This window comes from Streptomyces cinereospinus (assembly GCF_042430725.1).
Classification (GTDB): domain Bacteria; phylum Actinomycetota; class Actinomycetes; order Streptomycetales; family Streptomycetaceae; genus Streptomyces; species Streptomyces cinereospinus.
Genome location: NZ_JBHMCY010000016.1, coordinates 1 through 10,337, shown reverse-complemented (window position 1 = coordinate 10,337; position 10,337 = coordinate 1). Strand labels below are relative to the sequence as shown.

Below are 10,337 nucleotides of genomic sequence, written 5' to 3'. Positions count from 1 at the left end.
CGTGTTCTTCGTCTGTTCGCGTTCGTCCGGCGGTCAGCCGTTGGCGGTGGGGTCCTGTTCTTCGTCTGTTCGCGTTCGTCCGGCGGTCAGCCGTTGGCGGTGGGGTCCTGCTCCTCGTCTGTTCGCGTTCGCCCGCCGTCACCCGTCCGCGGTGGGGTCCCGCCCTTCGCCCGTCCGTGGTCGCGGCCCGCTCTTCGTCCGTCCGTGGTCGCCCTGGCCTCACCCCTGCGGGGTCACCGCGCCCTTCACCCGTCCGCGGTCCCGCCCGCCGCCTCCACCAGCGCCCGCACCACCCGCACGTCCTCGCCCATCTCCGGATGCCACTGCACCCCCAGCACCCAGTGCTCGCCGGGCAGCTCCACGGCCTCCACGGTGCCGTCCGCCGCGTACGCCGAGGGGACCAGGCCCGCGCCGAGGCGGTCCACGGCCTGGTGGTGGTACGTCGGCACCGTCGCCTCCTCCGGCACCACGCCGCCGTACAGCGTGCCCGGGACCGGCTTGACGGTGTGGTGGCCGAAGACGCCGACCGCCTCCGCGTGCCCGTCCAGGTGCTGGAGGAGGGTGCCGCCCAGGGCGATGTTCAGCAGCTGCATGCCCCGGCAGACGCCCAGCAGCGGCACCCGCGCCGCCAGCGCGGCGTCGATCAGGGCCAGCTCCCAGGCGTCGCGCTCCGGCGCGGGCGGCCCGGTGCGCGGGTCGCGCTCCGCGCCGTAGCGGCCGGGGTCGGCGTCCGGGCCGCCCGCGATCACCAGGCCGTCGACGCGGGCCACCGCGGCCGCCGCGTGCTCCGGCGCGTCCGGCGGCAGCATCGCGGCCAGCCCGCCCGCCCGCTGCACCAGCCGGGGGTACCCGGCCGGCAGCAGCACCGCGTCCAGCTGCCACACGCGCCAGCGTGCCCCGGCCTCCAGGTACGTACTGACGCCGATCAGCGGCCTGCCGGTCATTCGTCCTCCCGCGGTGCCTGCGGCCGATCGTGCCTGCGCGACATCACGCCGACGACGGATCGTGCCTGCAAGGGATCGTGCCTGTCATGGATCGTGCCTGTAATGGACAGCCCTCATACCTTTGCCGGGACGGCCGCACCGTGCAAGCGGACCTCAGGTGAGGAACCCCCGCAGCAGCGCCGCCGTCCCCGCGCAGTGCTCCCGCATGATCTCCCGCGCCGCCTCCGCGTCCTCGTCCAGCACCGCCTCCACCAGCGCCGCGTGCTGGCGCTGGGAGTGCTCCAGGTTGCGCACCAGCAGCGGGATGCAGTCCAGCAGGTCGTTCACCGTGGCCCGTACCGCCGCGTACTGCGCGGCCAGCGTCGGCGAGCCGGACAGCTCGGCGAGGGTGAGGTGGAGCAGCGTGTCCAGCCGCCGGTAGCCGGCCAGCGGCGCGTCGTGCGTGCCGGCCAGCGCCGCGCGCAGCCGCCGCGCCCGCTCCCCGGTGAGCCCGTGCGCCGCGCACAGCCCGGCCGCGCCCACCTCCAGCACCTCCCGGAACCGCAGCACGTCCTCGATGTCGACGCCCGCGACCCGCCGCCGCAGCTCGTCCTGGCCGCCGCCGTCCGCGCGCGGCAGCACGAACGTCCCGCCGTACCGCCCCCGCCGGGCCTCGACCAGCCCCTGGTCCTGGAGCACCTTCAGCACCTCGCGCAGCGTCACCCGGCTGATCCCGAGGCGTTCCGCCAGCTCCCGCTCGGCGGGCAGCCGCTCACCGCCGGGCACCAGTCCGAGCCGCAGCACCTGGAGGATCTGCTGCAGCGCCTCCTCGAAGCCGTTGCCGGCCCGGACCGGCCGCAGCACCGGCGTCAACGGGTCCCCCCGGCCGGCCACCGGATCCACTGACATCTGGCGGTGTCCCCTTCCCAAGCAATGGTTCGCCCCAATACCTTATGGGCTCCCGGTCCGGCCGGCGCTTGCGCGCAGCAGCCCGAAGGAGGCCCTTCCCGTGGCAGACCGCACCGCCCCGCTCACCGTCGAGGAGCTGCACGCCCTGACCGCGGGCGGTGAGATCGACACCGTCGTCCTGGCCTTCCCGGACATGCAGGGCCGGCTCCAGGGCAAGCGGTTCGCCGCGCGCTTCTTCCTCGACGAGGTGCTGGAGCACGGCACGGAGGGCTGCACCTACCTCCTCGCCGTCGACACCGAGATGAACACCGTCGACGGCTACGCGATGTCCTCCTGGGACCGCGGCTACGGCGACTTCGCCATGGTCCCCGACCTGAGCACCCTGCGCCGCGTCCCCTGGCACGAGGGCACGGCCCTGGCCGTCGCCGACCTCGTCTGGGCCGACGGCTCACCGGTCGTGGCGGCGCCCCGGCAGATCCTGCGCCGCCAGCTGGAACGCCTCGCCGGGCTCGGCCTCACCGCCCAGGTGGGCACCGAGCTGGAGTTCATCGTCTTCCGCGACACCTACGAGCAGGCCTGGGACGCCGGCTACCGGGACCTCACCCCGGCCAACCGCTACAACGTCGACTACTCGGTCCTCGGCACCGGCCGCGTCGAGCCCCTGCTGCGCCGCATCCGCAACGAGATGGCCGGCGCCGGGATGACCGTCGAGTCCGCCAAGGGCGAGTGCAACCCCGGCCAGCACGAGATCACCTTCCGCTACGCCGAGGCCCTGATCACCTGCGACCAGCACGCGATCTACAAGACCGGCGCCAAGGAGATCGCCGCCCAGGAGGGCGTGTCGGTCACCTTCATGGCCAAGTACAACGAGCGCGAGGGCAACTCCTGCCACGTCCACCTGTCGCTGGCCGACGACACGGGCCGCACGGTGATGCCCGGCGACGACGGCATGTCCGAGGTCATGCGGCACTTCCTCGCCGGGCAACTCGCCGCGCTGCGCGACTTCTCCCTGCTCTACGCCCCGCACATCAACTCCTACAAGCGGTTCCAGCCGGGCTCCTTCGCCCCGACCGCCGTCGCCTGGGGGCACGACAACCGCACCTGCGCGCTGCGGGTCGTCGGGCACGGGCGGTCGCTGCGGTTCGAGAACCGGCTGCCCGGCGGAGACGTCAACCCGTACCTCGCGGTGGCCGGGATGGTGGCGGCGGGGCTGTACGGCGTCGAGCGGAAGCTGGAGCTGCCCCAGGCCTGCCCGGGGAACGCCTACACCGGTGGGTACGAGCACGTGCCGACCACCCTGCGCGAGGCCGCCGGCCTGTGGGAGCGCAGCCCGATCGCCGCGGCCGCCTTCGGTGACGAGGTGGTCGCGCACTACCGCAACATGGCGCGCGTCGAGCTGGAGGCCTTCGACGCCGCGGTGACCGACTGGGAGCTGCGCCGCTCCTTCGAACGCATGTGAGGCCGTGATGTCCGAACAGCTCCAGGTACGGAACCCGGCGACCGAGGAGATCGTCGCCACGGTCCCGGCGGCGTCCGCGGCCGACGTCGACGCGGCGGTCGTACGCGCCGCGCGGGCGCAGGAGCGGTGGGCCGCGCTGGCCCCCGGCGACCGCGCCCGGCTGCTGCGCCGGTTCGCCGCCACGGTCGACGCCCACGTCGAGGAACTGGCCCGGCTGGAGGTCCGCGAGGCCGGGCACGTGATCGGCAACGCCCGCTGGGAGGCGGGCAACGTCCGGGACCTGCTCGACTACGCGGCCGGGGGAGTGGAGCGGCTGACCGGGCGGCAGATCCCGGTGCCGGGCGGCCTCGACGTCACGCTCCTCGAACCGCTGGGCGTGGTCGGCGTCATCGCGCCCTGGAACTTCCCGATGCCGATCGCGGCCTGGGGCACGGCTCCGGCCCTGGCGGCCGGCAACGCGGTGCTCCTCAAACCGGCCGAGGCCACCCCGCTCACCGCCCTGCGGCTGGCCGAACTCGCCCTGGCGGCGGGTTTGCCGGAAGGCCTCTTCCAGGTGCTGCCCGGCCACGGCCCGGTCGCGGGCGCCGCGCTCGTCGAGCACCCCGGTGTCGCGAAGATCGTCTTCACCGGGTCGACGACCGTGGGCAAACAGGTGTTGGTGAAGGGCTCCGCGCTGCTCAAGCGCGTCACCCTCGAACTCGGCGGCAAGAGCCCCAACATCGTCTTCGCCGACGCCGACCTCGAAGCCGCCGCGGCCGCCGCCCCCATGTCCTTCCTCGACAACTCCGGCCAGGACTGCTGCGCCCGCACCCGCATCCTCGTCCAGCGCGGCGTCTTCGACCGCTTCCTGCACCTCCTCGCCCCCGCTGTCGAGGCGGTCAGGGTCGGCGACCCCGCCGACCCGGCCACGGACATGGGCCCGCTGATCTCCCGCAGCCAGCTGGACCGCGTCCGCGCGTACGTCGACGCGGACGCCCCCGGCATCCGCGGCAAGGCCCCCGACGGCCCCGGCTTCTGGTTCCCGCCCACCGTCCTGACCGGCGTCGACCCGCACGCGCGCGTGGCCGTGGAGGAGGTCTTCGGGCCCGTCGCGGTCGTGCTGCCCTTCGACGACGAGGCCGACGCCGTCCGCCTCGCCAACGCCACCGACTACGGCCTGTCCGGCTCGATCTGGACCCGTGACGTCGGCCGCGCCCTGCGCGTCTCGCAGGCCGTGCGGGCCGGCAACCTGTCCGTCAACTCCCACTCCAGCGTGCGCTACTGGACCCCGTTCGGCGGCTACAAGCAGTCCGGCCTCGGCCGCGAGCTGGGTCCGGACGCACTCGCCGCGTTCACCGAGACCAAGAACGTCTTCCTCAGCACGGAGGGTCCCCAGTGACCGAAGAGATCATCTGCCGCCGGCTGGCCGGCCGTACCGCCGTCGTCACCGGAGCCGGCAGCGGCATCGGTCGGGCCGCCGCCCGCCGGCTCGCCTCCGAGGGCGCGCACGTCGTCTGCGGCGATGTCGACGAGGCCCGCGGCAAGGCGGCCGCCGAGGAGACCGGCGGGATCTTCGTCCACGTCGACGTCACCGACCCCGGGCAGGTCGAGGCGCTGTTCCGGACGGCGCATGAGACGTACGGCAGCGTCGACGTCGCCTTCAACAACGCCGGCATCTCCCCGCCCGACGACGACTCCATCCTGGAGACCGGCCTGGAGGCATGGCAGCGCGTCCAAGAGGTCAACCTCACCTCCGTCTACCTGTGCTGCAAGGCCGCGATCCCCTACATGCGCCGCCAGGGCAAGGGTTCCATCATCAACACGGCGTCCTTCGTCGCCCGGATGGGGGCGGCCACCTCGCAGATCTCGTACACCGCGTCCAAGGGCGGCGTCCTCGCCATGTCCCGGGAACTGGGCGTGCAGTTCGCCCGCGAGGGCATCCGGGTCAACGCCCTGTGCCCCGGCCCGGTCAACACCCCCCTGCTCCAGGAGCTGTTCGCCAAGGACCCGGAGCGCGCCGCACGCCGCCTGGTGCACATCCCGCTCGGCCGGTTCGCCGAGGCCGACGAGATCGCCGCCGCCGTGGCGTTCCTCGCCAGCGACGACTCCTCCTTCGTCAACGCCACCGACTTCCTGGTGGACGGCGGGATCTCGGGGGCGTACGTCACACCGCTGTAGCCGTCGGCCTACAGTGCCCACGTGACCATGACACCTCCGCCCGGCTGGTACCCCGACCCGTCGGCCCCGCACGCCGAGCGCTGGTGGGACGGCACGGCCTGGACCGGGCACCGGCGTCCGCCCGGCCCGCCCGTCCCGGCGGGCGGCGGTGCCGTGTCCCCGCGCGCCCGGGCCCTCGCCCTCACCACCGCCGGGGCGGTCCTGGTGGCCGCGCTGGTCACGGGTGCGGTCGTGTTCGGCACCGGCGACGACGGCGGCGGGCCGGCGGACCCCGCCCCGCCGGCCGCGACGGCCACGGCGGCGGTGCCCCCGCCCTCCGGGTCCCCCGCCGCGCCCGCCCCCGGCGACCCGGCCGTCGTCACGGACGAACTCAACGGCATCACCCTGCCGTTGCTCGACGGCTGGGTCCGGCCGGAGCACGTCAGCGTCGACAACGTCATGATGACCACCGACGGGACGTACGACTGCCCGGGCGAGGGCGGCATCTGCCGGCACGGCATGGTCATCTCCCGCACGGTCACCGAGAACGACGAGACGTCCCCCGAGGCGCTGGCCGAGGCGGACGTCGCGGAGGCGGCCGACGAGGCCTACGACCGGGACGCCGTGGGCCGGCGCCCCTACGGCGGCATCGCGTCGCACCGGGTCGTCCGGGCCGGACCGGTCGCGGTCGCGGGCCGCGCCGGGTACGCCGTGCGCTGGCGGGTCGTCACCGCCGAGGGCCCCGGCGGCTATGTCCAGTCCCTCGCCTTCCAGTCCAGCGTGGGCACCGAGGCGCCGGTCGTCGTGCGCTACGTCTTCGACGCCGGCCCGGACGGGCCGCCGCTGTCCGACATGGACCGCATCACCGACGGGATCCGGCCGGTCGGCGACGCCGGCACCGGCGGCGGGGTGGGCGCCGGCATCAGCCCGCCCGGCTGACCCGTCACAGGAAGGTACGGCCCTCGCCGCGGTACGTCGGCACGGTCGCGGTCACCCGCTCGCCCCGGACCAGCCGCAGCGCGTCGAACCGCTCGCACAGCTCACCGGCCTTGGCGTGCCGGAACCACACCTTGTCGCCGATCAGCAGATCGTCCGCCGGGGAGCCGAGCAGCGGCGTCTGCACCTCGCCGGCGCCCTCCTGGGGGTCGTACCGCAGCCCCTCGGGCAGGTACGGCACGGGCAGCCGGTCCGGCCCGGCCGCGCCGGACGCCGGATAGCCGCCGCCGAGGACGGTCACCACCCCGACACCGGGCCTGCGCACCACCGGCAGGGCGAACAGCGCCGCCGGACGGCCGCCGAACGACGTGTAGTTGTCGAACAGCCGCGGCACGTACAGCCCCGACCCGGCGCCGATCTCGGTGACCGCGTCCTCCGCGGCGGTGTGCTGCACACTGCCCGTGCCGCCGCCGTTGACGAACTCCAGTCCCGGCACCACCGCCCGCACCGCGCGGACCACGGCCGCGCGCCGCTCGGCCAGCTCCCGCCGCGCGGCCGCCTGCATCAGCCGCACCGCCCGCGAGCGCACCGGCCGCCCCGCGACCGCGTCCCCGACACCGGCGACGTGCCCCTCGTACGCCATGATCCCCACCACCTCGAACCCCGGCCGCCGCGCCACCGCCCGGGCCAGGTCGGCGACGTCGGCGGGGGAGTGCAGCGGCGAGCGCCTGGCCCCGACCCGCACGCGCCCGCCCAGCAGCCGCAGCGAGGTGTCCAACTCCAGGCAGACCCGCACCACTTCACGGCCGCCGTCGCGCGCCCGGTCGACGAAGGCCAGCTGCGCGGGGTCGTCGACCAGCACCGTCACGGCGGCCGCCAGCTGGGGATCGGAGGTGAGTTCGGCGAAGCCGGCCCGGTCCGACGACGGATAGGCGACGAGGACATCCTCGAAGCCGGAGCGGGCCAGCCACAGCGACTCGGCGAGCGTGAACGCCATGACCCCCGCGAAGCCGTCCCGGGCCAGCACGCGTTCGAGCAGGGCACGGCAGCGCACCGACTTGCTGGCGACGCGGATCGGCTTCCCGCCCGCGCGGCGCGCCATGTCGTCCGCGTTGGCGTCGAAGGCGTCCAGGTCCACGATCGCCAGCGGGGCGTCGAGATGGGCGGTGGCCCGGTCGTAACCGGCCCGGTCGGTGGCGCGCGCAGTCATGAACGAAGCCTGCCAGACCGGGATACCGCAGGGCAGAGGGATGTTCCGGGCAGATGCCCCGTGCTCGTGGACTGGTTCCCGCTCCGGCGGGGGCAACCCGTAGAGTGACGCGCACGCAGGGAGCGACTCCGCCCGCCACCGCGCCGGATGCCGGACCGCCCCTGCGGGTACGCGTGCGACGGCGTGACGGGCACGGCCCGCGTGCGAGGAGACCGGCCTGAGGAAACGGGGGCGCATGAGCACGGAAGCGCAGCACGCCCCGATCCCGCCGCGCCCGCCCCGCCCGCCGAGGCCCGCGAACGGGCCGAACGACGGCGCCACCCCGGAGCGCGACGGCGGCGCGTCGCCGGGCGCCGGCTCCGCCGCGCCGGGCCCCCGCGTCCCGGGCGGCCCGCGCGGCCCGCACCGGCCGGACACCGCCCCCCTGCCCCCGCCTCCGCCGCCGGCCTCGGCCCGCTTCCCGGACGCCCCTCCGCCTCCCGGCCGCCGCCCCGGCGGGAATCGTGCCGAGAGCCCCGAGGAGAGCACCCGGCGCCTGCGCCCGGTCCCGTCCGGAACCGGGCGCCCGCCGGCGGCCACCCCGCCGGAGCCCCGCGCCCCCGCGCCCCCGGACCCCGCCCGCTCCTGGAGCACCGGGCAGCCCTCCGGGACGTTCCGCCCGGAGCGGCCCGTGGTCACCTTCGGCGTGCCCGAGGCATTCGACGACACCGCGCGCGGCGGCCCGTCCGGCGCGCTGCTCCGGCGGCGCACCCTCGCCGCGGCCGTCTGCCTCGTCCTCGGCGCCGGGCTCATCGGCGGCGCCGTGACCGGCAGTTGGCTGACCGGGGGGCCCGGGGAGGCCGGCGAGCGGGGAGCCTTCGCGTCCGCCGGGAGCCTGTGGCACAACGTGCCGGTCGACCAGCTGTTCCCGCCCACCGTGCAGGGCCGCGGCGCCGGCCCCGGCGGAGCCGACCGGGTCTGGACGCGCATCGCCGTCGCACCGGACAGCGGCTGCGCCGACGCCTTCGACCCGCTGCTGCGCGAGGTGCTCGCCCCGGTCGGCTGCGACCGGCTGCTGCGCGCCACCTACACCGACGCCACCCAGAGCCACGTCACCACGGTCGGCCTGCTCTTCACCACGGCCGACGCCACCGCCATGAACGCGCTGGACACCCGGTTCGACCGGGAGGGCCTGGACCGGCGCACCGACCTGATGCCCCGCCCGTACCCGGCGAACGACACCGTCGCCGCGGGCTTCGGGGACGGGCAGCGCGCCTCCTGGACGGTCTCCGTGCTCACCGACGCGCCGGTCGTCGTGTACGCCGTCTCCGGCTGGGCCGACGCCCGGACCGTCGACGAGCCGCAGCCCGCCGCCGAGGCGATGCGCTCCGGCGCCCCCACCGCGGCCGCCCAGGCGGGCCTCGGCCACGAGGCCAAGGGCCTCGCCGACCGCGTCGAGCGCGGCCTGCGCAAGTCCGTCACCTCCGCCACGGAACAGCCCTCATGAAGCCCACCACCCGCAGGGCGGGACTGCTCGCCGCGCTGCTCGCCGGCTCGGTCGCCCTGGTCCCGCCCACCGTCGCGCACGCCGACGGGATCCGCGCCCAGCAGTGGGCGCTGGAGGCCATGCGCACCGAGCAGGCCTGGCAGACCACCGAGGGCGCGGGCATCACCGTCGCCGTCCTGGACACCGGCGTCGACGGCGACCACCCCGACCTGGCCGGCAACGTCCTGCCCGCCAAGGACATGATCGGCTTCGGCGCCGGCCGCGGGGACCGGGCCTGGGCCCGGCACGGCACCGCCATGGCCGGCATCATCGCCGGTCACGGCCACGGCGCGGGCAACGCCGACGGTGTCCTGGGCATCGCTCCCCAGGCGCGGATCCTGCCCGTGCGGGTCATCCTGGAGGACGGTGACCCGGCCCGCGCCGAGGCCCGCAGGACCCGCGGCAACGCGCTGGCCGACGGCATCCGCTGGGCCGCCGACCAGGGCGCCGACGTCATCAACCTCTCCCTGGGCGACGACTCCGCCTCCGCGCACCCGGAACCCGCCGAGGACGAGGCCGTGCAGTACGCCCTGAAGAAGGGCTCCGTGGTCGTCGCCTCGGCCGGCAACGGCGGCGAGAAGGGCGACCACATCTCCTACCCGGCCGCCTACCCGGGCGTGATCGCCGCGACCGCCGTCGACCGCTACGGCACCCGCGCCTCCTTCTCCACCCGCCGCTGGTACGCCACGGTCAGCGCCCCCGGCGTCGACGTCGTGATCGCCGACCCGGACCGCAAGTACTACGAGGGCTGGGGCACCAGCGCGGCCGCCGCCTTCGTCTCCGGCGCCGCCGCCCTCGTCAGGGCCGCCCACCCGGGTCTGACCCCGGCCCAGGTCAAGCGGCTCCTGGAGGACACCGCCCGGGACGCACCGGCCGGCGGCCGCGACGACTCCCGCGGCTTCGGCTTCGTCGACCCGGCCGCCGCCGTCGAGGCCGCCGGCCGGCTCGCTCCGCAGGGCCTGCGCTCGGTGGCGTACGGCGAGGAGTACTTCGGTCCCGGCCCGGACACCGCCCGCGCCGACGACGGCACCGCGGGCTGGGCCGGCCCCCTGGCCGGCAGCGTGGGCGGGGTGCTGCTGGTCGCGGCGGTGGTGCTGTGGCGCGCCCGCCGCGGGTACGACGGCTTCCGGGACCTGTGAGGCACGCCTGCGCGCGCTCCCCCGGCCGCGCGGAACCCCGCGGCACTAGTAGTGCTTGGTCAGGTCGGCGTGTCCTTCGGTTCGGTGTGGCGTTGAAGGG

9 protein-coding genes are annotated in these 10,337 nt (G+C 75.6%); 6 read left to right on the top strand and 3 right to left on the bottom strand.

The features are described from left to right. Positions 1-245: 245 nt before the first annotated feature. Both ACFF45_RS10835 and ACFF45_RS10830 read right to left on the bottom strand, forming a co-directional pair. Positions 246-944: a gamma-glutamyl-gamma-aminobutyrate hydrolase family protein gene (locus ACFF45_RS10835; RefSeq protein WP_381345184.1), complete on the bottom strand. Its 699-nt coding sequence runs from the start codon at positions 942-944 to the stop codon at positions 246-248. 153 nt (positions 945-1,097) lie between these two features. After that, complete coding sequence (locus ACFF45_RS10830) at positions 1,098-1,832, bottom strand: FadR/GntR family transcriptional regulator (protein ID WP_381345182.1); 735 nt, start codon at positions 1,830-1,832, stop codon at positions 1,098-1,100. A 100-nt stretch (positions 1,833-1,932) separates the two neighbouring features. Here ACFF45_RS10830 and ACFF45_RS10825 point away from each other — a divergent pair, with 100 nt between their 5' ends. The 4 genes from ACFF45_RS10825 to ACFF45_RS10810 are packed head-to-tail and all read left to right on the top strand — an operon-like array spanning position 1,933 to position 6,366. Then, positions 1,933-3,291 carry a glutamine synthetase family protein gene (locus tag ACFF45_RS10825; protein ID WP_381345180.1) on the top strand — a complete coding sequence of 453 codons (1,359 nt, stop codon included), beginning with the start codon at positions 1,933-1,935 and terminating at the stop codon, positions 3,289-3,291. 7 nt (positions 3,292-3,298) lie between these two features. Next, the gene (locus ACFF45_RS10820; RefSeq protein ID WP_381345179.1) at positions 3,299-4,669 is read left to right on the top strand and encodes an aldehyde dehydrogenase family protein; all 1,371 of its coding nucleotides are present in this window, start codon (positions 3,299-3,301) and stop codon (positions 4,667-4,669) included. Next, entirely contained in the window at positions 4,666-5,448 is a 783-nt protein-coding gene (locus ACFF45_RS10815) for a 3-oxoacyl-ACP reductase (protein WP_381345177.1), read from the top strand. Before ACFF45_RS10820 ends, ACFF45_RS10815 begins: the two co-directional genes overlap by 4 nt. 27 nt (positions 5,449-5,475) lie before the next feature. Further along, positions 5,476-6,366 carry a DUF2510 domain-containing protein gene (locus ACFF45_RS10810; RefSeq protein ID WP_381345348.1) on the top strand — a complete coding sequence of 297 codons (891 nt, stop codon included), beginning with the start codon at positions 5,476-5,478 and terminating at the stop codon, positions 6,364-6,366. A gap of 4 nt (positions 6,367-6,370) precedes the next feature. Here ACFF45_RS10810 and ACFF45_RS10805 read toward each other — a convergent pair whose 3' ends face one another. After that, positions 6,371-7,573 carry an amino acid deaminase/aldolase gene (locus ACFF45_RS10805; RefSeq protein ID WP_381345175.1) on the bottom strand — a complete coding sequence of 401 codons (1,203 nt, stop codon included), beginning with the start codon at positions 7,571-7,573 and terminating at the stop codon, positions 6,371-6,373. Between the two features lie 235 nt (positions 7,574-7,808). On the opposite strand from ACFF45_RS10805, the gene ACFF45_RS10800 reads away from it, so the two are divergent. Next, positions 7,809-9,059 carry a hypothetical protein gene (locus tag ACFF45_RS10800; protein ID WP_381345173.1) on the top strand — a complete coding sequence of 417 codons (1,251 nt, stop codon included), beginning with the start codon at positions 7,809-7,811 and terminating at the stop codon, positions 9,057-9,059. Further along, positions 9,056-10,237 (top strand): type VII secretion-associated serine protease mycosin, encoded by a 1,182-nt coding sequence (gene mycP / locus ACFF45_RS10795; protein WP_381345171.1) that lies wholly within the window; start codon positions 9,056-9,058, stop codon positions 10,235-10,237. Before ACFF45_RS10800 ends, mycP begins: the two co-directional genes overlap by 4 nt. Positions 10,238-10,337: the final 100 nt, after the last annotated feature.

Excerpts from the sequence above, each read along its gene's own strand:
- ACFF45_RS10830 (WP_381345182.1), bottom strand. The coding sequence starts at position 1,832 with ATGTCAGTGGATCCGGTGGCCGGCCGGGGGGACCCGTTGACGCCGGTG.
- ACFF45_RS10800 (WP_381345173.1), top strand. The coding sequence starts at position 7,809 with ATGAGCACGGAAGCGCAGCACGCCCCGATCCCGCCGCGCCCGCCCCGC.
- ACFF45_RS10820 (WP_381345179.1), top strand. The coding sequence starts at position 3,299 with ATGTCCGAACAGCTCCAGGTACGGAACCCGGCGACCGAGGAGATCGTC.
- mycP (WP_381345171.1), top strand. The coding sequence starts at position 9,056 with ATGAAGCCCACCACCCGCAGGGCGGGACTGCTCGCCGCGCTGCTCGCC.
- ACFF45_RS10835 (WP_381345184.1), bottom strand. The coding sequence starts at position 944 with ATGACCGGCAGGCCGCTGATCGGCGTCAGTACGTACCTGGAGGCCGGG.
- ACFF45_RS10810 (WP_381345348.1), top strand. The coding sequence starts at position 5,476 with ATGACACCTCCGCCCGGCTGGTACCCCGACCCGTCGGCCCCGCACGCC.
- ACFF45_RS10805 (WP_381345175.1), bottom strand. The coding sequence starts at position 7,573 with ATGACTGCGCGCGCCACCGACCGGGCCGGTTACGACCGGGCCACCGCC.